This window comes from Pseudotenacibaculum haliotis (assembly GCF_042684245.1).
Classification (GTDB): Bacteria; Bacteroidota; Bacteroidia; order Flavobacteriales; family Flavobacteriaceae; genus Polaribacter; species Polaribacter haliotis_A.
Map to the genome: position 1 here is coordinate 751,588 of NZ_JBHULH010000001.1, position 25,805 is coordinate 777,392.

The 25,805-nt window shown below is 35.5% G+C and carries 25 protein-coding genes; 19 read left to right on the top strand and 6 right to left on the bottom strand.

The features are described from left to right. Positions 1 to 10 precede the first annotated feature (10 nt). The 9 genes from arsS to ACFSRZ_RS03690 all read left to right on the top strand — a co-directional run bounded on the left by arsS (position 11) and on the right by ACFSRZ_RS03690 (position 9,218). Complete coding sequence (arsS, locus tag ACFSRZ_RS03650; RefSeq protein ID WP_379665159.1) at positions 11 to 1,066, top strand: arsenosugar biosynthesis radical SAM (seleno)protein ArsS; 1,056 nt, start codon at positions 11 to 13, stop codon at positions 1,064 to 1,066. Between the two features lie 9 nt (positions 1,067 to 1,075). Next, complete coding sequence (locus ACFSRZ_RS03655; protein ID WP_379665160.1) at positions 1,076 to 1,570, top strand: rhodanese-like domain-containing protein; 495 nt, start codon at positions 1,076 to 1,078, stop codon at positions 1,568 to 1,570. Next, entirely contained in the window at positions 1,563 to 2,204 is a 642-nt protein-coding gene (locus ACFSRZ_RS03660) for a TIGR04282 family arsenosugar biosynthesis glycosyltransferase (RefSeq protein WP_379665161.1), read from the top strand. The genes ACFSRZ_RS03655 and ACFSRZ_RS03660 overlap by 8 nt, the downstream gene beginning before the upstream one ends. After that, on the top strand, positions 2,201 to 3,013 hold the full coding sequence (locus ACFSRZ_RS03665) for a purine-nucleoside phosphorylase (RefSeq protein ID WP_379665162.1): 813 nt from the start codon (positions 2,201 to 2,203) through the stop codon (positions 3,011 to 3,013). The genes ACFSRZ_RS03660 and ACFSRZ_RS03665 overlap by 4 nt, the downstream gene beginning before the upstream one ends. Then, on the top strand, positions 3,014 to 3,439 hold the full coding sequence (locus ACFSRZ_RS03670; RefSeq protein WP_379665163.1) for a DoxX family membrane protein: 426 nt from the start codon (positions 3,014 to 3,016) through the stop codon (positions 3,437 to 3,439). Further along, positions 3,436 to 4,404 (top strand): arsenosugar biosynthesis arsenite methyltransferase ArsM, encoded by a 969-nt coding sequence (arsM, locus tag ACFSRZ_RS03675; protein WP_379665164.1) that lies wholly within the window; start codon positions 3,436 to 3,438, stop codon positions 4,402 to 4,404. Before ACFSRZ_RS03670 ends, arsM begins: the two co-directional genes overlap by 4 nt. Positions 4,405 to 4,534: 130 nt before the next feature. Then, positions 4,535 to 5,215 carry a TIGR04282 family arsenosugar biosynthesis glycosyltransferase gene (locus ACFSRZ_RS03680; protein WP_379665165.1) on the top strand — a complete coding sequence of 227 codons (681 nt, stop codon included), beginning with the start codon at positions 4,535 to 4,537 and terminating at the stop codon, positions 5,213 to 5,215. A gap of 85 nt (positions 5,216 to 5,300) precedes the next feature. Then, complete coding sequence (locus ACFSRZ_RS03685; protein ID WP_379665166.1) at positions 5,301 to 8,420, top strand: TonB-dependent receptor; 3,120 nt, start codon at positions 5,301 to 5,303, stop codon at positions 8,418 to 8,420. 63 nt (positions 8,421 to 8,483) lie between these two features. Beyond that, positions 8,484 to 9,218, top strand: coding sequence for a hypothetical protein (locus tag ACFSRZ_RS03690; protein ID WP_379665167.1), 735 nt, complete (start codon positions 8,484 to 8,486; stop codon positions 9,216 to 9,218). A 10-nt stretch (positions 9,219 to 9,228) separates the two neighbouring features. Here ACFSRZ_RS03690 and ACFSRZ_RS03695 read toward each other — a convergent pair whose 3' ends face one another. The 4 genes from ACFSRZ_RS03695 to ACFSRZ_RS03710 form a co-directional block, all read right to left on the bottom strand. Continuing rightward, the gene (locus tag ACFSRZ_RS03695) at positions 9,229 to 10,491 is read right to left on the bottom strand and encodes an outer membrane protein assembly factor (RefSeq protein WP_379665168.1); all 1,263 of its coding nucleotides are present in this window, start codon (positions 10,489 to 10,491) and stop codon (positions 9,229 to 9,231) included. Positions 10,492 to 10,566: 75 nt separating this feature from the next. Then, positions 10,567 to 11,400: a universal stress protein gene (locus ACFSRZ_RS03700; protein WP_379665169.1), complete on the bottom strand. Its 834-nt coding sequence runs from the start codon at positions 11,398 to 11,400 to the stop codon at positions 10,567 to 10,569. Positions 11,401 to 11,502: 102 nt separating this feature from the next. Next, entirely contained in the window at positions 11,503 to 12,507 is a 1,005-nt protein-coding gene (locus tag ACFSRZ_RS03705; RefSeq protein ID WP_379665170.1) for a glycoside hydrolase family 113, read from the bottom strand. A gap of 37 nt (positions 12,508 to 12,544) precedes the next feature. Beyond that, positions 12,545 to 13,414, bottom strand: coding sequence for a hypothetical protein (locus ACFSRZ_RS03710; RefSeq protein WP_379665171.1), 870 nt, complete (start codon positions 13,412 to 13,414; stop codon positions 12,545 to 12,547). A 158-nt stretch (positions 13,415 to 13,572) separates the two neighbouring features. On the opposite strand from ACFSRZ_RS03710, the gene ACFSRZ_RS03715 reads away from it, so the two are divergent. The 6 genes from ACFSRZ_RS03715 to ACFSRZ_RS03740 are packed head-to-tail and all read left to right on the top strand — an operon-like array spanning position 13,573 to position 20,598. After that, positions 13,573 to 14,877: an NAD(P)/FAD-dependent oxidoreductase gene (locus ACFSRZ_RS03715; protein WP_379665172.1), complete on the top strand. Its 1,305-nt coding sequence runs from the start codon at positions 13,573 to 13,575 to the stop codon at positions 14,875 to 14,877. Positions 14,878 to 14,880: 3 nt separating this feature from the next. Next, positions 14,881 to 16,482 carry a 4Fe-4S binding protein gene (locus ACFSRZ_RS03720; RefSeq protein WP_379665173.1) on the top strand — a complete coding sequence of 534 codons (1,602 nt, stop codon included), beginning with the start codon at positions 14,881 to 14,883 and terminating at the stop codon, positions 16,480 to 16,482. Continuing rightward, complete coding sequence (locus ACFSRZ_RS03725; RefSeq protein WP_379665174.1) at positions 16,482 to 16,970, top strand: toxin-antitoxin system YwqK family antitoxin; 489 nt, start codon at positions 16,482 to 16,484, stop codon at positions 16,968 to 16,970. Before ACFSRZ_RS03720 ends, ACFSRZ_RS03725 begins: the two co-directional genes overlap by 1 nt. 39 nt (positions 16,971 to 17,009) lie before the next feature. Next, entirely contained in the window at positions 17,010 to 17,702 is a 693-nt protein-coding gene (locus ACFSRZ_RS03730) for a glycosyltransferase family 2 protein (protein ID WP_379665175.1), read from the top strand. Then, on the top strand, positions 17,702 to 19,192 hold the full coding sequence (locus ACFSRZ_RS03735) for a cellulose synthase family protein (protein ID WP_379665176.1): 1,491 nt from the start codon (positions 17,702 to 17,704) through the stop codon (positions 19,190 to 19,192). The genes ACFSRZ_RS03730 and ACFSRZ_RS03735 overlap by 1 nt, the downstream gene beginning before the upstream one ends. Then, entirely contained in the window at positions 19,192 to 20,598 is a 1,407-nt protein-coding gene (locus tag ACFSRZ_RS03740) for a mannosyltransferase (RefSeq protein WP_379665177.1), read from the top strand. Before ACFSRZ_RS03735 ends, ACFSRZ_RS03740 begins: the two co-directional genes overlap by 1 nt. Here the strand turns inward: ACFSRZ_RS03740 and ACFSRZ_RS03745 are convergent. Next, positions 20,595 to 21,548, bottom strand: a complete 954-nt coding sequence (locus ACFSRZ_RS03745; protein WP_379665178.1) for a carbon-nitrogen hydrolase family protein — start codon at positions 21,546 to 21,548, stop codon at positions 20,595 to 20,597. The two genes, ACFSRZ_RS03740 and ACFSRZ_RS03745, sit on opposite strands and share 4 nt — an antisense overlap. Positions 21,549 to 21,593: 45 nt before the next feature. Then, on the bottom strand, positions 21,594 to 22,388 hold the full coding sequence (locus tag ACFSRZ_RS03750) for a DUF2797 domain-containing protein (protein ID WP_379665179.1): 795 nt from the start codon (positions 22,386 to 22,388) through the stop codon (positions 21,594 to 21,596). 91 nt (positions 22,389 to 22,479) lie between these two features. On the opposite strand from ACFSRZ_RS03750, the gene ACFSRZ_RS03755 reads away from it, so the two are divergent. The 4 genes from ACFSRZ_RS03755 (at position 22,480) to ACFSRZ_RS03770 (ending at position 25,735) form a co-directional block, all read left to right on the top strand. After that, positions 22,480 to 23,988: a GH3 auxin-responsive promoter family protein gene (locus ACFSRZ_RS03755; RefSeq protein WP_379665180.1), complete on the top strand. Its 1,509-nt coding sequence runs from the start codon at positions 22,480 to 22,482 to the stop codon at positions 23,986 to 23,988. 1 nt (position 23,989) lies between these two features. Further along, the gene (locus tag ACFSRZ_RS03760) at positions 23,990 to 24,550 is read left to right on the top strand and encodes a Crp/Fnr family transcriptional regulator (RefSeq protein ID WP_379665181.1); all 561 of its coding nucleotides are present in this window, start codon (positions 23,990 to 23,992) and stop codon (positions 24,548 to 24,550) included. A 68-nt stretch (positions 24,551 to 24,618) separates the two neighbouring features. After that, positions 24,619 to 25,152 carry a hypothetical protein gene (locus ACFSRZ_RS03765; RefSeq protein ID WP_379665182.1) on the top strand — a complete coding sequence of 178 codons (534 nt, stop codon included), beginning with the start codon at positions 24,619 to 24,621 and terminating at the stop codon, positions 25,150 to 25,152. Positions 25,153 to 25,156: 4 nt separating this feature from the next. After that, on the top strand, positions 25,157 to 25,735 hold the full coding sequence (locus tag ACFSRZ_RS03770; protein ID WP_379665183.1) for an NAD(P)H-dependent oxidoreductase: 579 nt from the start codon (positions 25,157 to 25,159) through the stop codon (positions 25,733 to 25,735). Positions 25,736 to 25,805 lie beyond the last annotated feature (70 nt).

Here is a 25,805-nt window from a genome sequence, read left to right on the forward strand (position 1 = left end):
AGTAGAAAAAATGAGTAAAAAATCACTTTTAGCCAGAAACAATGATCTGGCCAATACTGAACGACAGTTGGAGATTCTTTCCAATGGTATTTTTGCGGATGGAGAATTACCTACGTTCGCAAAAAAAATAAAGGAAACAGATCAGTTTCCTCTACGCCCAAAAAAATTAGAGATTTTACAAATCAACGTTGGATATATGTGCAATCAAGTTTGTGCGCATTGTCATGTTGATGCCGGTCCGGATAGAAAAGAGATCATGACCAAAGAGACCATGCAACAATGTTTGGACGTCATCAAAAAAACAGGAGCTCATACCTTAGACCTTACCGGAGGTGCGCCGGAAATGAATCCTAATTTCCGCTGGTTTGTAGAAGAAGCTGCAAAAGTGGGAATCAAAGATTTTATCGTACGCTCCAACTTAACTATCATACGAGCTAATAAAAAATATCACGACCTGCCTGAGTTCTTTAAAAAGCACAATGTACATGTAGTAAGTTCTATGCCACATTGGACCAGAGGAAAAACAGATAAGCAACGTGGAGATGGAGTTTTTGACAAATCGATTCAGGCTTTGAAAGATTTGAATGCTGTTGGATACGGAATGCCTGAAAGCAATCTACGCTTAGATTTAGTATACAATCCTTCAGGTGCGTTTTTACCGGGAGATCAAATGGCATTAGAAGCCGATTTCAAAAAAGCTCTGAAAGAAGATTTTGACATTGATTTTCATAATTTATTTGCTATTACCAATTTACCTATCAGTAGGTTTTTAGACTATTTAATCGCTTCAGAAAACTATGAGGATTATATGTACGCTTTGGTAGATGCTTACAATCCGGCAGCGGTAGAAAATGTTATGTGTACCAACACACTTTCTGTAAGTTGGGATGGTTGGTTATACGATTGTGATTTCAACCAAATGCTAAACCTGAAAGTAGCTAGTAAAGTAAAGCATATCTCTGAGTATAACGAAGAGTTGTTACAAAATAGAAACATCATTATCAATCAACATTGTTATGGATGTACCGCTGGTGCGGGTAGCAGCTGTCAAGGGGTAGTTGCATAAAATTAGAACATGAAAAAACTAACGTTTTTATTTCTTTTCATCTCATTAACTGCTTTCTCTCAAGAAAGCATTAAAGAAGTACTTAAAAAATACAACAATGAGAAGATTCCTTATATCAGTGTAGATCGTTTAAAAAGCTTCAACTCTAAAAAGGTTGTTATTTTAGATGCAAGAGAACAAAAAGAGTTTGATGTAAGTCATATTAAAAATTCGATCCCTGTAGGCTATAACAATTTCAATGTATCAAAAGCAATCAAAAATATCACAGACAAAAATATCTCTGTAGTAGTATACTGCACTTTGGGAGTTCGTTCTGAGGATATTGCCGAAAAATTAAAAGAGGCAGGTTACAAGAATGTTTACAATCTATTTGGAGGCATTGTTGAATGGAAAAACAAAGGATACACTGTGGTTGATATAAATGGAAATGAAACCGAAAAAGTTCATGTATCAAGTAAAGTTTGGGGCAAATGGCTCCTAAAAGGAGAGAAAGTATATGAATAAAAATCTATTGATCGTTTTTGTCAAGAACATTATCCTTGGTAAAGTAAAAACAAGATTGGCTAAAACTATTGGTAATGTGGGAGCTTTTCAAATTTATCAAGAATTGGTAGCTATTACAGAAAGGGAATCAAAAAATGTAACTGCCGATAAGCATATCTATTTTTCTGATGTCATCATCCCTTCAAAATGGGAAGGAAATGAAAAATTTGTTCAGGAAGGAAAAGACTTAGGTGAGCGAATGAAAAATGCTTTTATAGAAGGTTTTGAAAAAGGATACAAAAACATCATTGTAATCGGATCTGACCTGCCCAATATTTCAAAAGAAGTTATTGAACGAGGTTTTGAAGAATTGGATTCAAATGACCTTGTTTTTGGTCCTGCAGATGATGGAGGTTATTACTTACTGGGAATGTCTCAACTAAACACTTCGGTTTTTGATGACAAACCATGGAGTCAATCTGCTTTATTAGATGTAACTTTACAAGAATTATCTGAGCAGCAAAAGTCGGTTTCTTTACTGGAAACTCTTAATGACATTGATACATTTGAAGACTTAATTGCTTCTGACTTTTACAGAACAAGCAAGCGCGCTCAGGAAATTGTTAAGCATCTAAACCCATCCGTAAAAGAATGAAACAACATTTACAAGAAACAACCGATTTTTTAAGATCTGAAGGTTTTGAAAAACCAGAAATAGGAATTGTTTTAGGAACTGGCTTAGGTCAGTTAATCCAAGAAATAGAGATAGAAAAAGAGGTTTCTTATGCAGACATTCCTCATTTTCCACAAGCCACAGTAGAATTCCATTCCGGAAGACTTATCTACGGAACTCTTTCCGGAAAGAAGGTAATTGTAATGTCCGGAAGATTCCATTTGTACGAAGGATATTCTCAATGGGAAGTAACTTACGGAATCAGAACCATGCATCAGCTAGGCATTCAAACCCTATTAATTTCAAATGCTGCCGGAGCTATTAATCTTTCTTACAAAAAAGGAGATCTAATGGTCATTGATGATCATTTGAATTTACAAGGAGGATCACCTTTGGCTTTTGCCAATGTAGGTGAATATGGTGAACGTTTTGCTGATATGTTGGAACCTTATTCAAAAAAAATCAACGGTTTACTGAAATCTATCGCAAAAGAAAACGACATAAACTTGCAAGAAGGTATATATGCCGGTGTTTTTGGACCTCAACTAGAAACACGAGCAGAATACAGAATGCTACAAATTTTAGAGGTAGATGCCGTAGGAATGAGCACTGTTCCGGAAGTAATTGTAGCCAAGCATTTAAACCTTCCTTGTGCTGCAGTTTCAGTTTTAACGGACGAATGCGATCCTAAAAATCTGGCTCCTGTAGATATTGAAGATATCATTAGAGTTGCCGGTGAAGCCGAACCCAAAATGATTCTGTTATTTAAAGAATTGATCAAAAAAATATAGATGCATAGAAATCGACAAGTCGCTGTTTTAACCCTCCGATTATTACTTGGATTCATTTTCTTCTTTCAAGGATTTGGAAAGGTTTTCAAGTTCGGTTTGGAGAACGTTTCTCAAAATTTCTTTTTGAAAAGTTATGGCGAATTGCTTCCTGATTTTCTACTCATCTTTACCGCTTATTATACTTCATTGGTTGAGCTGATAGGAGGTTTGCTCCTGATCATCGGATTGAAAAGAGATATAACATTGTATTTTTTAGCCTCTGTATTGGTCATTGTTACCTTTGGACATGGTCTAAAAGATCCTATTTGGGACCTATCTCATGTAATGTACAGAGCAATTCTTTTGGTTGCTTTGTTATGGTTGCCAAAAGAATACGACCTATTCTCTATTGATTCCCTCATCAAGAAAAAATCAAAAAACGAATGAGTTATTTAGAAACAACAAAAGACCTATATAAAGAAGCAGCTTTAGTACCGGATGTTGGGCTATGCTGTACTACCAATCCCATCTGGGAATTGCCGGGATTAAAGATCCCTCGTATCATGCAGGAAATGAATTATGGTTGCGGAAGCACAGTTCACGCTCGCGACCTGACCAACAACCCTAAAATCTTATACGTAGGAGTTGGAGGAGGAATGGAATTATTACAATTCTCTTATTTCTCTCGCCAAAAAGCAGGTGTGATCGGAGTGGATGTTGTCGATGAAATGTTAGAAGCTTCTCAAAAGAATTTTGTTGAAGCAGAAGCACAAAACGATTGGTTTGATTCCAGTTTTGTGGATTTGCGCAAAGGAGATGCTTTGAACCTTCCGGTAGAAGACAATTCTATTGATGTAGCTGCTCAAAACTGTCTTTTCAACATCTTTAAAGAAGAAGATCTAAAGAAAGCGATCAAAGAAATGTATCGTGTGCTAAAACCTCATGGTAGATTGGTAATGAGCGACCCTACATGTGAGCAGCCTATGAACGATAATTTACGTAATGACGAACGTTTACGTGCGCTGTGTTTGAGTGGAAGCTTACCTATTAAAGAGTATGTAAAGATGTTGACAGATGCCGGGTTTGGAACCATTGAAATACGAGCTAGAAAGCCATATAGAATTTTAGACCCTAAAAATTACGATACAGATGAGTTAATCTATATCGAGTCTATCGAAGTAGCCGCAATCAAAGATCCAATGCCTGCAGATGGTCCTTGTGTTTTTACAGGAAAAACTGCTATTTACTTTGGAGAGAATGAATATTATGATGATGGTAAAGGACATACCTTATTACAAAATCAGCCTTTAGCTATCTGTGATAAAACTGCTGAAGCCATTGCAGACTTAGGCAGAAAAGATATTTTCATTTCAGAATCCACGTTCCATTACGATGGTGGAGGATGCTGTTAAGTTAATTTTATTGAGTTTGTAAACGCCTTTTGTAAAAAGGCGTTTTTTTATGCTTTTTTAACACCTCCCAACGTAAAGTCACGCGCTCTTTTTCGACTTACATCTCTGTATCGAACAGGTAAATTCTTTTATGACTGACATCCAGTTACAATCGGCTATTTTGATCTTTGCCAATACGTCTGAAAAAGATGTTATTGACAAATCAATTCCCAATGGAAAGGATTTATTTGATCGCTTGAATACCCATACTTTTGAGATAACTACTAAGGCAAAACTTCCTGTTTTCTTAATTTCTGAAGACATTCAACGTGGAGATAATTTCGGAGAGCGATTTGCCAATGCGATCACAGATATATTTTCCAAAGGATATGAGCAGATTATAACTGTTGGAAATGACAGTCCGGATTTAAAAACCTCAGATATTTTAGAGGCACATTTCAACTTGATTTCCGGCAATTCAACGATTGGCCCTTCAGCAGATGGTGGCACCTATTTGATTGGGATTCACAAACATTCTTTCAACAAAAAGTTGTTTACTGAACTTCCTTGGCAAACTTCTTTTTTAAGACAGGCGCTTCACTCTTATTTAATAGAGCAAGGTTCTACCGTAAAGAGCCTTTCCTATAAGCAAGATATCGATTCTTATGACGACCTTAAGTACTTTCTGGATCGTCATCAAAAGATAACATCAGATCTCCGGCAAATTTTGTTGGAGCTTACAAAAAATAAGCATTCTGTTTTTTCATATGTCGAGCTTTTTCAACTTGAAAATACAGATACAAATCTTTACAACAAAGGTTCTCCTTATTAAGCAAACTCTCTCTTTTGCTTCCTCACTTTGAAATGAGGATGCAAGTCAAGCTTACATCAGATTTATCAACAAACAATTTATATACGTGAAAAGTACATACGCTTTTTTAATATTATTCTTTTGCACACTTTTTTCGGCAAAAGCTCAAGAAACAACAGGTTCTATAGAAGGAAAAGTAACCGATACACAAGGTAAAAACATTCCTTTTGCAACTGTAACCATTACCGATACTGAAACTAATTTTAAATATGGTACAACCTCTCAGGAAAGCGGGCATTATGTAATTGCCAACATCCCTCCGGGAAACCAATACAAAGTAGAAGTTCATTATTTGGGATACGAAACCAAGAGTATTTCCAGCATCATTATCAACCTTGGAAAAACAACAACATTAGACTTAATGATCAAAGAAGAAAATACACTTCTTGAAGAGATTGTCATTCGAGGGAAAACAAAAAAAATAAATCAGCGTATCATCAACACAAAACAACTGCTAAAAACACCTACAATCAGCAGGAGTGTGCAAGACCTCACCAGAACCATCTCAGAAGCTAATTTAAATTCTTTTGGAGGAGCCAGCAATCGCTTCAACAATTTCAATATTGATGGAGTTGCCAGCAATGATGTTGTTGGTTTTCAAGAACCGGCCAGTGGCGCTGCAGGTTCGTCTGCCAATGGAACTCCGGGAAGTCTTTCTAGAAGTCAACCCATTAGTTTTGGTGCCATTAAAGAGCTTTCTGTAAAAACTTCTCCTTTTGATGTTAGTATTGGAAACTTTACCGGAGCCAATATCAATATTGTAACAAAAAACGGAACCAACACAACCCGAGGAGAGATCTACGGATACGGAAACAATCAGGTTTTGGTTGGTTCGTATTCTGATGGAATTGAGCAAGATGTTGCAAACTTTCACGATGTACAATTTGGAGGTGGAATTGGCGGCGCCATTGTTAAGGACAAGCTTTTTTACTATGTCAATGTAGAACAAGCACTCAGTTCTTTGCCTCTCTTAAGTGCACCGGGTAGCAATTCTTCTAACATTAGCAGGCAAACTGTTATTGATATTGCCAATAAATTACAAACCGATTACAACTACAATCCGGGAAGTTTTGAAAACAGTACGGTAAAGACGGCATCAACAAAAGTTTTTGCTCGCTTGGATTACAATATTTCTGAGCAACACAAACTTACTTTCAGAAATAATTTTGTGAGAAGTTTTGCTGACAATCTAGAATGGAATCAATCTGTTTTTAATTTCGGGAACCAAGGATATAGACACAATAGTACTTTGAATAGTACTACATTGGAATTGAACTCTACTTTTTCTCAAAATGCCTCAAACATACTAAGCATTGGATACAATAAAGTAAAAGAAGATCGAAGTTATGATGGAAGGGTTTTTCCGCATATTGAAATTACAGATGCTTCCAACAGAATCTTTGCCGGAACGTACAGAGAGGCTTCTATTTACAATACAGATCTAAACACATTTCAACTAACAAATAAGTTTACTTATTACAAGAACAATCATACATTAACCGGAGGTTTGTTACTACAATACAATGATATTGATTATGGTTTTTTAACTGCCTGGAATGGTAGATGGGCTTACAATTCTGTGGATGACTTTTTAAATGATCGTCCTTCTAGAATTCGCGGTGTATATCACGTAAGTAATAACTCGTTTGATTTTGTAAACAATCAACCTTCTGCAACCATTGATGTCTTAACTACCGCCTTATATCTTCAAGATAAAATTCGTATCAATGATCATTTTACCATCACTCCAGGAATACGTTTAGACAATCAATTTTTATTGGATAAATTACCTTTAAGCGACTTGGTAAAAGCAACTCCGGAGTTTAGCGGTTTTACAAATGAAATAAGAACCTCGCCACACATCAATCCTAGAGTTAGCTTTGACTATATTTTAGACGAAAATAGAAACTATACACTTAGTGGTGGAAGTGGTTTGTTTACCGGAAGAATTCCGTATTTGTGGTTGGCTTATGCCGAATATATCTCCGGAACAGATTATTTTAATGTTGATATTAGGCCTGGTGGAAATACTGTTCTTTTAGAAGAAAATTTAGGTGCTTTGGCGCAACAACAGCCCGGACTCACAGAGATCAATCTCATTGATAATAATTTTGAACTACCGAGAGAATGGAAAACCCGATTGAGTTTTTCTGCAAAACTACCCAACAAACTCCGTTTGGGGATCGAAGGAACCTATACTGAAGTTTTACAAGGAATTTTCTTTCAATCGATCAACAGAAGATTACAATTTGAAACTTTTGACGGTGCCGATAATCGCCAATATTACAGTGGCAATAACCTGATTGTCAACCCAAATTTCACCAATGTATTCTTACTATCAAATACAGACAAAGGGTATCGTTATACACTTTCCTTAACGGCTGCGAAAGAGCTAGAGAATTATGTAGGGACTTTTGGGTATACCTATGGAAAAAGCAAAGATATTTCCAGTACTGTTCGTAATTCTCCTGCAGCGAATTTTGAATGGAATCAGGCGATCAATTCACAATCTCCAGATCTAGCTTTGTCTAATTTTGATCTTCGTCATAAGATCGTTTCCACTCATGCGTATAATTTTAATTTTAAGAATAATCATCAGCTACAAGTATCAATGTTGTATAGCGGAACTTCAGGCTCACCTTATTCTATCGTATACCAAGGTGATGTAAATCGCGATGGTTCTTCTCGTAATGATCTAGTATACATCCCAAGGAATTCTAGCGAAATTATTTTGCGTGACATTACGGACGGAAATGGAAACATTTTGGTTTCTTCTCAGCAACAATGGGAGCAATTGAACAGCTTTATTGAGTCTAATGATTATCTGAGAGAAAACAGAGGTAATTATGCAGAAAGAAATGGCGCAAAAACTCCATGGAATCATCAATTGGATGCCAAGTTTGTTTACAATTTACCACTGAAAAGGAAAAACCTACAAATTACTTTAGATGTATTTAATGTATTGAATTTGGTCAATAGAAATTGGGGAGAGTTGGTGTTTGTTCCCAACGTAGTAAACTCAAGTTTTAATCTATTGCGATTTACGGGAATTGAAAACAATCAGCCTACCTATCAGTATACAAATAACGAAAACACAACTCCTTGGGTTGTTGATAATGTAAACTCGAGATGGAGAGCTCAATTGGGAATTAAGTATCAATTTTAGTGCTCTTGTCTTCTATTACAATTCGCTTATATTTCAGTACTTTTGAGGTAAAAGCCTATTGTTATGGAAGTACTTATCATTCCTTTTAAAGGAAATTTTGAAATTCCCATTGATGATAAAATTTTAGAGCTCGCAGTAGAAGATGCTGAAGATGTTAGAAGAATTCTTTTAAAGCACGTCATAAAAGGAAATGCATATCATGTACAAATTTTTAAAAGCCTTCAAGATCTTTTTCATGTTATCATAGGTCCAAATGAAGTTACTGCTTATTATGGAGATGATATTGATAATGAAATTCAGTTAGAATCCTATGAAGAAGCTGTATCGTTAATTTTAGATTATTCTTCTTCCAATGGAACTCAATTATTAAAAGACATTATTCACAAAAAGCAAGTAAAAAAAGAAGAGCTTGAAAAAGCTCGTTTTGAAAGTTGGAAAAAGCAATATAAAATTCAACAAGAAGAGAATAAAAAAACATACAGAAAGAGAAGTATTATCGTTTGGGCAGCCATAGTGCTCATATCATTAGTTATATATTTAGCTTGGACTGATGAATTAAGGTTTGTAGGGAGAGAGACAAATACTACTGAAGCTCTTGTAGTAAAGACCAAATTCTATCATTGGGGTAGAGGGTATTACAAACAAAAAGTAGTTTATCAATTTAAATACAAAGACAAAACTTACGAAGGTTCTTTTAATGCCGGGAAACGAATAGGAATTCAAGAAGAAGGTAATTTGGTGAAAATTAAGTTTAGAACCTCTGATCCAAACGTTTCAAAAAGAATTCCTTGGAGATAGGAATATACTTCTAGAAATACTGCCCAATACCAAAAACAAATCCTTGTGTACCGTTTTTAGTAATTCCATATCCGTAATCGATACGAAAAATAGCATTGTAGATCTTTTTATGAATGAATCGAACCCCCAACCCCGGATAAATTCGAAGGTTATTACTATCGCTAAAATCTCCTAAATCACCTCCCGGGTTGCGCCAAGAACCTGCATCAATGAAGGCGTTTCCTTGCACGGTTATATTCCCTTTCTTATGTAAGATATATCGATATTCTGTGTTCAATACAACAACTCCCGTTCCGCGATCAATGATATTCCCTACTCCACGTACATTCAGGTTGTTGTCTACAGAAAAAGGTGCGAATGGTGAGTCTTCATTACTGGCAAATCCAATTCGCAATCGGTTGGCCCAATTTCCTTTTTCGCCAAATCGTTTGTAATAGAAGAAATCATTCCACCAAATAGAAAAATCCGGTAAAATTTGATTTCTAGCATTGACATATTGAAAGTTAAAAATACTACGGAACCCTGAAACACTTTCATAATAATAATTCAAGGCATTGTATTCATAGATTAGTTTGATCAATGATTTATCTACCACTAGTTCCTGAGGCACATTTGGACTCGTAGCTCCTGATTTGTACTGATAATCTTCTGTAAATAAGTTTAACCCCAATTCTACTCGGTGATGAAAGTTAAATTGATACAATCCTAGCAATTCATACGACGTATTATTGTATTTATAATCTGCCGTGGTGTCATCGAAAAAAACGGGTTCTTGTGTCGTTAAGTTTTGATAGTTGAATGCCAACCCAACTTTCCTCCCAAACAAAAAAGGCGCTCTGAAATTGATCGCATAGGAGTTGTAAATGTCTTTTTGAAAAAATCCTCCAATGTTAATTCCCCTACCTAAGAAATTGAATTCGTTAACTCCAATGCGATAGGCAAATTCATCATCATTGGTCGTATATACATTGGCAAAAGGAATGATGGTAAAATTCTCTTCAATATCTATATAAACATTGTATAAATTCTCATGCGAATAGAATACCTGAAAATAAGCATGTGATATTGCCGGTTGCCTTCGCAACCGAGCAATATCATTCTTTAGTTTTACAGAATCCAAAGGTTTTCCTGCTTTGGATTCAAGAATTTGTTTTATAAAGGGTGCTTTTGTTTTTTTTGCACCTCGTATTTTGATATCATAAATGATTCCTTCTTGACAGTATGTTGTAACTGTTCCTAAAATGAATATGATAACTAATACGATTCGCTTCACAATATTGTTTTACGTCTGATTGCAAAACGAAGATAGAAACCTTTTTTAACCTCCTGTTAATTCAGGATAAACAATTTACATCTTAACAGTTAAAATAGGTAACGTCGCATGATTTGCAATGTCTTCTGAAAGGCTACCTCTAAAAACATGAGAAAGTCCTTTTCTACCGTGGGTACTTACTGCGATCAAATCTGCTCCAACAGAATTGGCAAAGTTTAAGATCCCCTTTTCGATGGTTCTGTCGCAAACAAAGGAAACTTCTTTCAATTTTTCTGCATTTCCTTCAGCAGCGATTAAAAATTCTGCAGCCATCTGATGCATTTCTGCTGTGGTTTTAAAGTTATCATATGGAGTATTTACATACAAAACATGTAATTTCCCTCCCAAATCATCAACAATACTTTTTGTTTGAAGATACGCACCAATAGATTCTCTTGAGAAGTCTGTAGCGTACACAACCTCTTCAAAATCGAAATTCTCCAAATCATTTTTTACGATCATTACCGGAATTTCAGAAAAACGGATCACCTTTTCGGTATTAGAACCTAAGAAAAGTTCCTTTAATCCTGTGGCACCGTGAGATCCCATTACTATCAAATCTGCATTCTCTTTTTTTGCTACCTCATTAACCTCACTAAACACTTTAAAGTGTTTGATAATAGGTGTTACTTTAACATCTTCTAAATACTCTTTCTTTAGAAAATTGTGAAATCGCTTTTTAGCAAACTGTAACAAAAAAGCTGTTTGCTCTTGATGATAACTTCCACTTTCATTCATAGAAGCAACGTGCATATCTAACATGTGTAATGCCAAGATTTCGCTATCTCTTTTCTTAGCTAAAGCTGCAGCAGCTTTCAATGCATACTCGGAATGTTCCGAAAAGTCTACGGGTACAATAATAGTTTTCATAAGTTTTTTTGTTGGTATCATACCTCAAAGGTATCTCCAACTCTTCACCTATTTCATAACATTTATCATGTTTTGAAAACTAATATTATGCTATCTTATGTGCTAGTTGAGCTTGTAAAGCTTTTGTAGTAAAGCCTCTGCTGGCTTATTCTGAGGTGTAAACCGATTGTTGTCTTTTCCTCCTACGCGATCATGCCTGTGAAACCACTTCCAAACAAAACCTCCGGCAAACCATTTCTCTTTCCAAAACTGATTGTAGATGGCTTGTAATCCGTTGGCTTGAGCTTCAAGATCTATAGAGCCTGCAACTCTTTTAGAATCCCAAGGTTCTTTTCCGGTGTAGTGCAAACTTCGGTAACCGAATTCTGTAAATAAAACAGGCTTATTAAAGTTCTTTTGAATCTTTTTGATCTCGTTCTTGTGCTGCTTCCACCCTTTTTCAAAGTCTTTAACACTTGGTGTTTTCTCAGCAGTAACAGGAAAATAAGCATCAATTCCGATGTAATCTAACTGATCCCAGAATTTTACTCTTTTAAACTCATCCCAATTGGAAGCATAGGTAAGTTTACCTTTGTATACTTTTCGAATTTTCTTGATCAAAGATTTCCAATAATCGGGTCTGTTAAAAACAAATTTTTCCAACTCTGTTCCAATACTAAAAATATCTACTTTGATCTTTTGTGCTGTTTTTGCATACGTAAGAATGAAACGCTCGTAAGAGTCTTCCAACATCTTCCATTGCTCTTCAGAGTTCATCTCAATATGACCGGTATACTTACCTCCCCAAACCCAGATTTGAGGTTTTAGCATCACTTTTATTCCTTTTTTTCGGAACTCTCTTGCATATTGTTGTATTCCTTCATCTCTTTCTCCAAACCACTGTCTCTTTTCGTTAAAACGAATTTCTGGGGATGACAGTTCTCGGATAAACCCAAAAGGCATTAATGCTACATAATTTGCATTGACCTTTTTTACCGGGTTGGTATGGACATGACTTATGCTGTCACCCGAAGCAACAAAACTGATTCCATTAACTTTTTGAGCAATTCCTTTAAAAGAAAAACTCAACAAAATAACAGATAATAAAAAGAGCCTAATAGTTTTCATAATCAGGCTCTAAATGTATTTAATATTTTCAAAATTTCTAAAACAAAGCTCTTAAACCTATGCTAAAAGTATTTCCTAAACCTTGAAAGTTATGACCTCTTACAATCTTACTATACAAAGCTTCTACATTCAAAACTTTAGTTACCTGGTATTTACTTCCAAAACCTACAGATGAGCTATTTTGTTGAAAATTCCCTCCAACTCTTTGTGAATGCTGAACGAATCCTAAAACTGTTGCTTTTTGAGTTGGGAAATAACTCATAAAAACTCCTGGTGCTAATAATAAAGTCTTGTTTGCAAAACTGTTTTCATCACCAAAACTATACTCAGTATTTAACTCTGTAAACAACTGCCATTTACCACTTGGGAAAGTGTAATCATAGAAGTATCTATTTTGCAAAGCCCAAGCTGATTGATCAAGAAAAACACCTGTATTATCACTACCACTAAATGTAGGAATATGAAGTGCTGTTAAAACTGAGAAATTCCCAAAATTCTTGAAAGGTTGAATTTTAATAGCTGGAGCTATCGTAGAAAGTCCGTTTCTTGAAGTATTTGAATTTCCAAAATTGAAGACAGAGAACGTATTTTCTCCTCCTAGTGTATTAGATCTATATTCTAAAATCACCCCTAAGTTAACTCTATTGTTTTCAGAAACACCTGTAAAAACTTCTAAAGTAGAAGTGAAAAAAGTTTGTCTTGGAATATCTACTCCATTACTATTATCTTGACCTGTTTGTCTTGTCTGGGTGTATAAACCATTAAAAAATTTAATGTCCCATTGACCTTTATTCAACAATTTAGAAGGTGTAAATACTTGTAAATTATTTTTATCCTCAGTGTCATCTTCTTGAGAAAACCCTTGATATGCTATAAGTAACAAAGCGATTAGTAGAATTCGTTTCATAATATATTTTGATTTTATTTTCTTGTAGTTAATCGTGGTATCCGTCGAGATGAAGAAAGATTACTTTCATTCTAAAATTATTTATACTCGTTCTAAATTAGAAATTGGTTTAAGAAAATTGAATTAACTTCGACAGATTGCACAGCAACCCAACAATCATGGAGCACATAGTTATTATTGGAAATGGGATTTCGGGAGTAACCTTAGCGAGACATATTCGCAAAAACTCCGACAAGCAAATCACCATAGTTTCAGCAGAAACAGATTACTTTTTTTCTAGAACAGCACTCATGTATATCTACATGGGGCATATGAAATTTGAACACACACAACCTTACGAACCTTGGTTCTGGAAAAAGAACCGAATCAACTTAAAAAAGGGATATGTTCAAAAAGTAGACACTGCTAACAAACAATTGCTTTTTTCTAATGGAGAGACATTAGCTTACGACAAATTGGTTCTTGCAACTGGTTCTAAACCTAATAAATTTGGATGGCCAGGACAAGATCTAAAAGGTGTTATGGGCATGTATCACAAACAAGATCTAGAGAATTTAGAAGTTCACGCACCTAATAACGATGTATGTAAAAGAGCTGTAATTGTAGGAGGTGGATTGATAGGAATAGAATTAGCAGAAATGCTGCATTCAAGAAATATTCCTGTTACATTTTTGGTTCGTGAAGATAGTTTTTGGAATGGGGTTTTGCCTTCCGGAGAGAGTGAAATGATCAATAGACATATCCAAAGTCATCATATAGATCTTCGCTTGGGTGTCAACTTAAAAGAGATCAAATCTGATGAGAACGGACATTGTTACTCTGTGGTAATTGCAGAAACCGGGGAAGAAATCGAATGTGATGTTGTTGGATTGACAGCTGGAGTTTCTCCAAATATCGACTTCTTGAAAGAGTCGGATATCGAAACTAATCGCGGAATTCTTGTTAATAGATATTTAGAAACCAGTGCAAAAGATGTGTATGCTATTGGTGATTGTGCAGAGCAAAGAGAAGCTATTGGAAACAGAAGACCTATAGAAGCCGTTTGGTATACCGGAAGGATGATGGGTGAAACCTTGGCTCAAACAATCTGTGGAAATAGAATTCAATATAACCCAGGACATTGGTTCAACTCTGCTAAATTCTTAGACATCGAATACCAAACTTATGGTTGGGTATTTAGTGATAGAACTAAAAAAGATTCTGAACTCCATTTTCATTGGAAACATGAAGATGACACCAAATGTATTACTGTAGCTTACGATAGAGATTCTAATAAATTTTTAGGGATTAACACATTTGGCATTCGCATGAGACACGAAGTGTTTGATCGATGGTTAACAGAGGAAAGAGATGTAGATTTTGTAATGCAGCATTTGGCTGAAGCCAATTTCGATCCTGAATTCTACAAACGCTATGAGAAAGAGATTTTAAACGCTTTTAACAACAAACTTCAAACGGCATAGATCATGAGTGGAAGAGTCAATTATAGCATGTCTTTAGCAAAACCAGATGCAAAAGATGTAACCATAAAACAAAAAATAGGAGTAGCCATAGGTACAGTAGGTTTGTTGATCCTTATACTAACCTTATTTAACTTAGATGTATTAAATAATGGAATTTTCTTAACAGCTTCTTTGGTATTAATTACTATTGGAACTATTATTTATGCCAATGATCTATACTTAACAAAACCAGAAGGAATTAAAAACAACGGTGTTTGGTTTAAATCCATCTCCTCACGTGGAATTTTAGGATGGGCTGCCGGAATTTTATTAACAGGGTTCTATATCGTTCTATATTTTAAAGCAGAATTACTGGGGCAAGGAGTAAACGGAGCTCCCAATACCGGACTTGTTGCTTTGTTTGATCCTTTAAGTCTCTTTTTAAGCGGAAGACCTGCAAGTCAGTGGTTTGTATACGGAACCTTATATACCGTAGCAATTATAGCCTTTGGATATAAATTCATTTTAAAATATCGTCATAATAGATATCAGCAACTACGAACAGTTTCTGTAATGTTCTTTCAATTAGGTTTCGCCTATTTGATTCCGGAATTCATGGCTCGTTTAAACGAGCGTCCTGAATACAACCTTCCTTACTACGACCTAAAAAGTATGTGGCCATTGAATTATTATTTATTTGATGGATGGTCTATAGATGGCTTGATCACTTCAGGAAACTTAGGAATTGGTATGTTGATCTTTGGGGTAGTCACCATTTTTGTGATCTCTCCTATTCTAACCTATAAGTACGGAAAACGCTGGTACTGTTCATGGGTTTGCGGATGTGGAGGATTGGCAGAAACTGCCGGAGATTCATTCCGTCAATTAAGTAGTAAAAAAATGTCGGCTTGGCGCATCGAAAGATGGTTGATTCATACTGTAATGGTTTTCTCAATTATCATGACTGTAGCTATGGTGTATACTTACTTAGGAAACGATTCTAAAACATTTTGGTTGACCAAAGGTTTCTTCTTAGCTGCTATTGGTATCATCTTAACTGCCATTTTTGCTTTGGTAATGATCTTTAAAAGAAATGAGTTAGGAAAGGATGCCAAATACGGAGCTATTGGTTATTTCGTAGTGATCGCTGCATTGGTAGGAATGTATTTGACAGGAACTACAGATCACGTTTTCTACATCCCTTCTTGGGAATTAAGGTCTGTTTACGGAATCTATATCGGAGCCGTTTTCTCAGGTGTTATCGGAACAGGATTCTATCCAATTTTAGGAAACAGAGTATGGTGTCGATTTGGATGCCCTATGGCTGCTATCTTAGGATTCCAACAACGTATGTTCTCTAAATTTAGAATTACCACCAACGGTGGACAATGTATCTCTTGTGGAAATTGTTCTACTTATTGTGAAATGGGAATTGATGTACGTTCTTACGCTCAAAAAGGAGAAAACATTGTTAGATCTAGTTGTGTGGGATGTGGTGTTTGTTCTGCAGTATGCCCAAGAGGTGTCTTAAAATTAGAAAACGGTGCTCAAAAAGGAAGAATTAACCCTACTGAAGTTTTATTAGGGAACGATGTGAACTTAATGGAGCTTGTAAATCAGAAATAATGCCTTTACAAAAGCCTCTACTTCTTTTATTTCTCTGTGCTTCTTTAAGCCTATTTGCACAGAAGAAAACTTATCATAAAGCCTATTATAAAAATGGGAAGTTAAAAGAAGAAGGTTGGATGAAAAATAACCAGAAGAATGGTTATTGGAAGTTCTATTACAGAAATGGAAATCTAAAAAAAGAAGGTCGTTTTAAAAATAATTTAGAGGTAAAATATTGGTACTTTTACCGTAAAGATGCCTCCAAAGAAAAGGAAGGTCATTTCGAAAAAGGCAAAAAGAATAAATGGTGGTTGTTCTATGACGATATGGGGCATATCAATCATAAATGTCAATTAAAAGACAATCAAAAAAATGGCTATTGCCTGATGTACGAAATGAAGAAATTGGTGAGAGCCGAAAAATATCAGCAAGGGAAAAAGATAAAAGAATGGACAGACTTTAAATCTTTTAAAAGAGATAATAATTTGTCGGATTTGAGACAGTAAGTCTTATGATGAATGGAGAATTTGAGGTAATTTATTGAAGTGAAGAAAAACATTAAAGTAATCATTCCTGCATATAATGAGGAAGATTCTATAACCAACGTTGTAAACGATATTCCCAGTATCGTAAATGAAATTATTGTAGTAAGCAATAATTCGACAGACAAAACCGAAGAAAACGCAGCTAAAGCAGGTGCTACTGTTTTGCAAGAACCTCGTCGTGGTTATGGCTATGCTTGTTTGAAAGGAATGGAACATATTTACAACCAAGTAAACAAACCGGATATTGTTGTTTTTTTGGATGGAGATTATTCTGATTACCCGGAACAGCTAACAGAATTAATAGACCCTATTATACATGAGGATATGGATTTTGTTATTGGAGCACGTGTAAAAGAATTAAGAGAACCCGGTTCTATGACACCTCAACAGGTTTTTGGAAATTGGTTAGCTACCTTTCTGATGAAATTGTTCTTTAGAGCAAAATTTTCTGACCTGGGACCTTTTAGAGCTATCACATATGATAAGTTGTTAGCTCTGGAAATGGAAGATAAGACCTATGGCTGGACTGTAGAAATGCAATTGAAAGCCATCAAACAAAAATTAAAATACAAAGAGATTCCTGTAAAATACAGAAACCGTATTGGTGTTTCCAAAGTTTCAGGAACAGTTAAAGGAACTATCATGGCAGGTTTTAAAATATTAGGTTGGATTTTTAAATACAGTTTTAAGTAATGGTCCTAGAATATATTATTATCACTATTTACTCTGTAGCGCTCATTTTGATCTTTATGTACGCATTGGCGCAATTGAACTTATTGTTCAATTATGTGAGCGCACAAAAGAAAGAAGATACTTGTGCCAGATACGATCTTGAAAATCCAGACGAAGTTCCTTACGTAACCATTCAGCTTCCTGTATACAACGAATTGTATGTGATGGAGCGTTTATTAGACAATATTGTAAAGCTTAAATATCCACGTGAAAAACTGGAGATTCAGGTATTGGATGATTCTACGGATGAGTCTGTACAAAGTACAGAGCAGAAGATCATTCAATTACAAAAAACTGGTATTGATATACAACACATCCGTAGAACTAACAGACAAGGATTTAAAGCCGGCGCTTTAAAAGAAGGTTTACAAATCGCCAAAGGTGATTTTATCGCCATTTTTGATGCCGATTTTCTGCCACAAGAAGATTGGTTATTACAAACCGTTCCTTATTTCAAAAATCCTGATGTGGGTGTTGTTCAAACTCGTTGGGGGCATATCAACAGAAACTATTCTACCTTAACTAAAGTTCAAGCATTTGCCTTGGATGCTCACTTTACATTAGAGCAAGTGGGGCGTAATAGCAAGGGGCATTTTATCAATTTTAACGGTACTGCCGGTATTTGGAGAAAACAATGTATTATTGATGCCGGAAACTGGGAAGGAGATACGCTTACAGAAGATTTAGATCTTAGCTACCGTGCTCAATTGAGAAAGTGGAAATTCAAATACTTAGAAGATGTAAAAACTCCTGCCGAACTTCCTGTAATTATTAGTGCCGCTAGATCTCAACAGTTCCGTTGGAACAAAGGTGGTGCAGAGAATTTCCAAAAAATGGCAAAGAGAGTATTATCAAACCAACATATTCCTTTAAAAACCAAAATTCACAGTCTGTTACATTTACTCAACAGTTCTATGTTTATGATGATCTTTTTAGTGGCTATTTTGAGTATTCCAATGCTATATATCAAGAACGAATATGCACATCTAAAGTCATATTTCTATATGATGAGCTTCTTCGTAATGAGTACCATTATCTTTTTTATCTGCTATTGGTTTATGTTCAAAAAAACCTATGGCGGCGGATTCATCAATTTTATCAAATACATCGGAACATTCTTTACCTTCTTCTCTATTGCAATGGGATTCTCATTACATAATACTATTGCTGTTGTAGAAGGGCATATTGGGAAGAAAAGTGAGTTTGTAAGAACTCCAAAATTTAATATCAAATCTCTTACAGATAGCTGGAAGAATAACAAATACATTCGTAAAAAACTGAGTCTAAATGTGGTTATTGAAGGACTGCTAACAATCTATTTCGCTTTTGGAATGTACAGTGCTTTTGTGGTAGGTGATCAAGGTGGTGATTTTGGATTGTTCCCTTTCCATTTGATGCTTTTCATTGGATTTGGATATGTATTCTTTAAATCGATTTTCTCAAAAGCTTAATGATTCTTTCTAAAAAATATCAGACCATTCTTGCTATGATTGTTAGCATTGGCCTGTATTTTTTGTTTGCTTATAATCTAGATCGCACCAACTTTACACAATTGGTATCGATGTATGTAGCACTATTCCTACCTTTTTTATATTTCATTAAAAAGGAGCAATCAAATTTTCCTTTTTTAGTAGGAGTAGCCATCCTTTTCCGATTGGTATTCTTATTTGCCATACCCAACCTATCACAAGATTTTTATCGTTTTATTTGGGATGGACGTATGCTCTTAGAAGGGTTTAACCCATACATTTCATTGCCTCAAACCTATATAGAACAGAGACAATTTCCTATAGAACAAGCTGTAGATCTGTACGCAGGAATGGGTGATTTAAATGGGAGTCATTTTACCAACTATCCTCCTATCAATCAATTGAACTTTTTGATTGCTGCCATCTTTTCCAACTCCAGTATTCTTGGGGCTGCAATTGTATTGAGATTACAAATTATTTTGGCGGATATTGGAATCATTTACTTTGGAAAAAAGATTCTGGAAAAACTGAATTTACCCATTCATCATATCTTTTTGTATGCACTGAATCCGTTTATCATTATTGAGTTGACCGGAAACCTGCATTTTGAGCCTGTTATGTTGTTCTTTTTGGTGTGGAGTTTATACTTGCTCATACAAAAGAAATGGATTTGGGCTGCTGTGGTTTTAGGTTTATCGGTTTCTTCTAAGTTGATCCCTCTGCTGTTTTTACCATTGTTCTTTCAGTGGTTTGTAAAAAGACCTCTCGACTCCGCTCGAGGTGACAGAGATGCAATAAACCAAACAAAATCAAAGCTTTATTCTTTAAATGGTTTTTTACAATTACTTTCTTTTGGAGCTATAGTAATTGTAACCAACATCATTTTATTCTTGCCCTTCCTCTCTTCTGAATTGATTAGTAGTTATACCAATTCTGTAGGGTTGTGGTTCCGTAATTTCGAATTCAATGCCAGTTTGTATTACATCGCTAGAGAGATCGGTTATTTGTTTAGAGGGTACAATGAAATTGCTATCATCGGAAAGATCATGCCTACCATCGCTGTTTTATTCTTACTAGGAATTACTTTCTTTAGAAAAAACAAATCTCCTCAACAGCTATTAACAGCCCTGTTATTAGGATTGACATTCTATTATTTCACCACAACTACCATGCACCCATGGTATTTGGCAACGCTAATCATACTAAGTGTATTTACCAAGTATCGTTTTCCAATTGTATGGAGCGTTGTTATCATTGTAACCTATCAAGCCTATGCCAATACACCTTGGAAAGAAAATCTATGGCTGGTTGGATTGGAATACCTAATTGTGTATGGTGTTTTGATCTGGGAACTCAAGAAACTAAAGAGCAATAAAGTTCTAAATTAATCGAACTCTACCGTACTCTGACGATCTCTGTTTACATGCAATTTGGTAACATCCGGACGTGAGTAATGTCCTACCGGATCAAAGTTTTGTCGCTCTTGGTACACTCTTGAGAAGTCCAAAGTTTCGTAGATCAACCCTTCTTTTCCAATTACAGGTTCAATGATCCACTCGCCATCCGGTCCTGCAATACAAGACCCTCCGTTTGCTAAAGTATCGGGAGCATTGCTTAAGATTTGTTCTAAATGTGGAGTATCGCTTGGAAAATCGCTTTTGTTCATCAAACTAGATACTGAGATTACATACGAACGAGATTCTCTGGCAATAAATCGTGTAATATCTTTGGTGTTATGGTCACTTCCCGGCCAAACAGCAATATGTAAATTTTCTCCTAAGCCATACAAAGCGGTTCTTGGTAATGGCATCCAGTTTTCCCAACAGTTCAACCCTCCTACTGTAAACTCTTTTAGAGGGTGTACTTGCAATCCGTGTCCATCTCCCGGTGCCCAAGTCAATCTTTCTTCGTAAGTAGGTTGTAATTTTCTATGCACAGATTGAATCTCTCCTTGTTGATCTATATATACCAAAGACGCATAAATACTATGACCTCCCCTATTTTGAGCGCGTTCCATGATACCTAAATAAATTGCCATTTTGTGTTGCTTTGCCAAAGCACAAATAGAGTTCAATTCTCCTTTCTCGATCATAATTGAGTTACTCACATAATGTGCATGTAGTTCTTTGGCAACAGGTGAATTAAAAGTAGCTCCGTTTACCAATTCAACCCAAAAAGGATATCCCGGTAATAAGGCTTCACCAAAAACAATGAGTTCTGCATTTTCTTTGGCTGCTTCGTTAATAGTTTGTTCTATTTTTTGAATGGTTTGCTCTTTGTTTAACCAAACCGGTGCTATTTGCGCTAAAGCGACTTTTAATAAATTAGAATTACTCATTAGGAATCTTTATTGTGACTTCGACTACGCTCAGTCACCATTATGTCATTGAATTGATATATTAACCACTAATCCTTCGTTGGCTCTTACATTAAACACAGTTTGATCTTCAAAGATCCAATACTGTCCCTTTATGCCTACCAACTTTCCGGTATAAGATCCTTGTTTTACCAAATTCAAACTTTTTGGTTTTTCAGGATATTGGTGTACCGGAAAATGAAGTTCTGTTTCTGTATTGTTTTCAATAAAATACTCTTGAACTTCCTCGGGTATGTAAGGTCGTAATTTTTTCTGCCAATCTACAAGATCTACGTCCTCTATATCATTCTTTAACATCTTTCTCCAATTTGTTTTATCTGCAACATGCTCTTTTAGTGCCACTTCGGTTATTCCTGCTAAATATCGATTAGGAACCTCTACGATCTCTATAGCTTCATGTGCTCCTTGATCGATCCAACGAGTAGGCACTTGCTGCTTTCTGGTTACTCCAACTTTTACATTGCTTGAGTTTGCCAAATACACAATATGAGGCTGCAATTGCATTTCTTTTTCGTACTCCAAATCACGATCTTCTTTTCCTAAATGAGCAGTACTCAATTCAGGCCTCATGATCCAATCTCCTGCTCTTGGCGTATCAAAAAAACAAGATTTACAGAATCCTTGACGGTAGATCGGGCGCTCAAGATGACAGTTTAAACATTCATATTTCACAAAAGACAGATCTAAAGTTTTGTTTAATAGTTGATTTACATTCAGAAAATCAGACCCCATATCTAAATAATACTGAATCTTTTCGCTATTTTCAGTGGGCATTTTTTTTAAAACTCCTTGATATTGCATGTAAAATAATTTTCTATTTTTAACTCCTCTTTGTAAGTACTAAACAAACTTACGGGAAAAAATCAACTTACTAAACTCAACTTTTTACTGTATGGCGATTCCATTTGTTAATTCCATCATCTCATGGTTTCTCAAAAAGAGGAAGCATCAAATGGAACTTTTTTTAAAGTATCCTGTTGATGTTCAAGACGAATTGCTACTCCGTTTGGTACAATTTGCCAAGAGTACAGAGTTTGGTGAAGAGCATGATTTTTCTTCTATTCACAGCTATCAAGATTTTGTAGAAAAAGTTCCTATTCAACAATACGAAAGTATAGAACCTTTGATCGAACGTTGTAGAAAAGGTGAGCAGAATTTGTTTTGGCCTACCAAGATCAAATGGTTTGCGAAATCGAGTGGAACAACCAATGCAAAAAGCAAGTTTATTCCGGTAAGTGATGAAGCTATTGAGTATTGTCATTTTAAAGCAGGAAAAGACATGCTATGCCTCTACATCAATAATAATGAAGATGCAGAGCTGTTTAATGGAAAAGGATTGCGTTTAGGAGGAAGTTCTGCAATATACGAGGACAACGATTCTTATTTTGGAGATCTTTCTGCCATCATCATTGAAAATATGCCTTTCTGGGCTGATTTTAGCTCGGCTCCACGACAAGAAACAGCATTGATGAGTGAATGGGAAACCAAAATGGAAGCCATTATCAATGAAACCATCAATGAGAACATCACTAGTTTGGTAGGTGTGCCATCATGGATGTTGGTATTGTTAAATCGTGTTCTTGAGAAAACAGGAAAAGACAATATTCTGGAAGTTTGGCCCAATTTGGAAGTTTATTTCCACGGAGGAGTTAACTTCAATCCTTATAGAGAGCAGTATAAGAAACTAATTCCGAAAAAGGATTTTCGTTATTACGAAACCTATAATGCATCAGAAGGTTTCTTTGCTATTCAAGACAAGAACTATTCTGACGAATTGCTATTGATGTTGGATTACGGAATTTTCTACGAGTTTATTCCTATGGATGAGTATGATGGAGAGAATTCAGTAGCTATTCCACTATCTGAGGTTAAGAAAAATGTGAATTATGCTGTTGTGATAACTACCAATGGTGGTTTATGGCGCTATTTGATTGGAGATACGGTAAAATTTACCAGTTTAGATCCATATCGAATTAAGATTACAGGGAGAACCAAACATCACATCAATGTATTTGGCGAAGAGCTTATTATTGAAAATGCAGAAGAAGCTCTAAAGCTTGCCTGTAAAAAGACCAAAGCTGAAATTACAGATTATACGGTAGGCCCTATTTTTATGAATGGCGATGAAAAAGGTGGGCACGAATGGATTATTGAATTCAACAAAGCACCCAAAAACCTTGCTTATTTTACCGAACTTTTAGACAATGCGCTCAAATCATTAAACTCAGATTACGAAGCCAAGCGTTATAACAATATGACCTTAAAAATGCCTACTATCCATGAAGCTAGAGAAGGTTTGTTCTATGATTGGCTGAAAAAAAGAGGTAAGTTAGGAGGGCAACACAAAGTTCCTAGATTGTCTAACAAACGAGATTTTGTAGAAGAACTATTGACTTTATAATATGGAATCTTTCTTTGAACAGCACGCCTCTTTTTTTCTGGAAACTCCGGAACTAATGCAAGACTTTCAAAGTATTATGATCTTCGAGAAATATCCCAAACATCATTTACTACACGAAGAAGGGTTTATTTGTGATCACCTCTATTTTATAGTTAGTGGTATTGCTCGAGTTTTCTATTATAAGAACGGAAAAGATATTACTTGTTATTTTTCTACAGAACAGGAAACCATTACGGCAATTGATAGTTTTATCCAAAGAAAGAAGAGCAAATACAATGTAGAAGCTTTAGAAGACTTAGAAGTCTATAAAATATCTCATTCAGATCTGGAAGATTTATTTCAAAAGCATCCGGAATACGAACGATTCGGACGTTTGTTCATGCAACAAGCTTATATTGAATTGGTAGAACGTATTGATGATATTCAACTGCAAACAGCACATGATCGCTATCACACATTACTAAAAAAGAAGCCCGAACTCTTCCAAAGAGTTTCTTCTAAAAACATCGCTACTTTTTTAGGCATGACTCCCGAAACTTTTAGCAGAATTAGAGGCAAATAGCTTTCTTGACAATTGTCAAGAATTTTGTCTTTTTCGTCAGCTAACTTTGTAGAACCAAACCTGTTCACATGACAATTTCTACTGCTTTAAAAGACTTTCATCTAGCCAATAACCTCCCAAAAGATGGTGGAGAAAACGATCCTTTTTTCTACATAAAATTCAAACCTTTTACATTCAAATTCCCTAATCCTCCTTTTCGAAGAAAAGTGATTCATATTCACGACATTCAACATATTTTGTATGACTGTGATACTTCTTGGAAAGGAGAATCTTTTATTTCCGGTTGGGAGATCGCAACAGGAATGTGGAAACACTTTCCTATAGGACTTTTTAGCATCAGTGGTATGTTTGTTGGATTGATCCTACATCCTAAAGAAGTCTATGAAGGATATAAAGAAGGATTGCAAAACAACTCTTTGATGGATCTAGAAATCCCAAAAGAAGAGTTGCTTAGTCTTTCTGTATCACAAGTAAAGGATCACATTAAAAAAAGGAAGCCTGTACAACTAAATTGGTTTGTCTTTTTGTTCTGGTGTCTAATGAGTGCCATTGTCACTTTATTTCCTCTTCTAGTTTTAGCAGTGATATTTCTAATGCTATAAAAACATGAAGAAAGTATTGCTCATAAACGGACATCCTGATCAAGAAAGTTTCTGTGCCGGAATTGCTGATTCTTATAAAAAAGGAATACTAACCTCTCAATCTGAGATTAGAGAAATACATATTCGAGATCTAGATTTTAATCCTAACTTACAATTTGGTTATCGTAAAAGAACAGAACTTGAACCGGACCTCATTGCAGCTCAAGAGAGCATAATATGGGCAGATCATATTGTTTGGATATTCCCTGTTTGGTGGGGTTCTTATCCTGCAATTATGAAAGGTTTTATTGATCGTGTATTCCTCCCCGGTTTTGCTTTTAAGAAAAGAGAGAATTCGGTTTGGTGGGATAAATATTTAACCGGAAAATCTGCAAGGGTTATTTTAACCTTGGATCAACCAGCTTGGTATTACCGCTGGTTCAACGGGAGACCAACTTATTTTGCAATGAAAAAACTCTTCCTGCAGTTTGTAGGCATTCAAACTATACGATTTACCTCCATAGGATCTTTGCGTTTGTCTAAAGAAGAGTATAGAATAAAATGGCTGTCAAAGATTGAGCGATTAGGAGAAAAAAGTCTGTAGTTCTATTTTTTTACTTTCTATTTATCACCGTTTACTAACTAGACTTTGTTCTTAACTCATTCTTAGCTCT

Coding starts and splice junctions, on each gene's coding strand:
- ACFSRZ_RS03680 (WP_379665165.1), top strand. CDS start 4,535: ATGACTGACATCCAGTTACAATCGGCTATTTTGATCTTTGCCAATACG.
- ACFSRZ_RS03740 (WP_379665177.1), top strand. CDS start 19,192: ATGATTCTTTCTAAAAAATATCAGACCATTCTTGCTATGATTGTTAGC.
- ACFSRZ_RS03660 (WP_379665161.1), top strand. CDS start 1,563: ATGAATAAAAATCTATTGATCGTTTTTGTCAAGAACATTATCCTTGGT.
- ACFSRZ_RS03715 (WP_379665172.1), top strand. CDS start 13,573: ATGGAGCACATAGTTATTATTGGAAATGGGATTTCGGGAGTAACCTTA.
- arsM (WP_379665164.1), top strand. CDS start 3,436: ATGAGTTATTTAGAAACAACAAAAGACCTATATAAAGAAGCAGCTTTA.
- ACFSRZ_RS03705 (WP_379665170.1), bottom strand. CDS start 12,507: ATGAAAACTATTAGGCTCTTTTTATTATCTGTTATTTTGTTGAGTTTT.
- ACFSRZ_RS03755 (WP_379665180.1), top strand. CDS start 22,480: ATGGCGATTCCATTTGTTAATTCCATCATCTCATGGTTTCTCAAAAAG.
- ACFSRZ_RS03710 (WP_379665171.1), bottom strand. CDS start 13,414: ATGAAACGAATTCTACTAATCGCTTTGTTACTTATAGCATATCAAGGG.
- ACFSRZ_RS03655 (WP_379665160.1), top strand. CDS start 1,076: ATGAAAAAACTAACGTTTTTATTTCTTTTCATCTCATTAACTGCTTTC.
- ACFSRZ_RS03745 (WP_379665178.1), bottom strand. CDS start 21,548: ATGAGTAATTCTAATTTATTAAAAGTCGCTTTAGCGCAAATAGCACCG.
- ACFSRZ_RS03770 (WP_379665183.1), top strand. CDS start 25,157: ATGAAGAAAGTATTGCTCATAAACGGACATCCTGATCAAGAAAGTTTC.
- ACFSRZ_RS03725 (WP_379665174.1), top strand. CDS start 16,482: ATGCCTTTACAAAAGCCTCTACTTCTTTTATTTCTCTGTGCTTCTTTA.
- ACFSRZ_RS03690 (WP_379665167.1), top strand. CDS start 8,484: ATGGAAGTACTTATCATTCCTTTTAAAGGAAATTTTGAAATTCCCATT.
- arsS (WP_379665159.1), top strand. CDS start 11: ATGAGTAAAAAATCACTTTTAGCCAGAAACAATGATCTGGCCAATACT.
- ACFSRZ_RS03720 (WP_379665173.1), top strand. CDS start 14,881: ATGAGTGGAAGAGTCAATTATAGCATGTCTTTAGCAAAACCAGATGCA.
- ACFSRZ_RS03750 (WP_379665179.1), bottom strand. CDS start 22,388: ATGCAATATCAAGGAGTTTTAAAAAAAATGCCCACTGAAAATAGCGAA.
- ACFSRZ_RS03665 (WP_379665162.1), top strand. CDS start 2,201: ATGAAACAACATTTACAAGAAACAACCGATTTTTTAAGATCTGAAGGT.
- ACFSRZ_RS03765 (WP_379665182.1), top strand. CDS start 24,619: ATGACAATTTCTACTGCTTTAAAAGACTTTCATCTAGCCAATAACCTC.
- ACFSRZ_RS03700 (WP_379665169.1), bottom strand. CDS start 11,400: ATGAAAACTATTATTGTACCCGTAGACTTTTCGGAACATTCCGAGTAT.
- ACFSRZ_RS03760 (WP_379665181.1), top strand. CDS start 23,990: ATGGAATCTTTCTTTGAACAGCACGCCTCTTTTTTTCTGGAAACTCCG.
- ACFSRZ_RS03735 (WP_379665176.1), top strand. CDS start 17,702: ATGGTCCTAGAATATATTATTATCACTATTTACTCTGTAGCGCTCATT.
- ACFSRZ_RS03670 (WP_379665163.1), top strand. CDS start 3,014: ATGCATAGAAATCGACAAGTCGCTGTTTTAACCCTCCGATTATTACTT.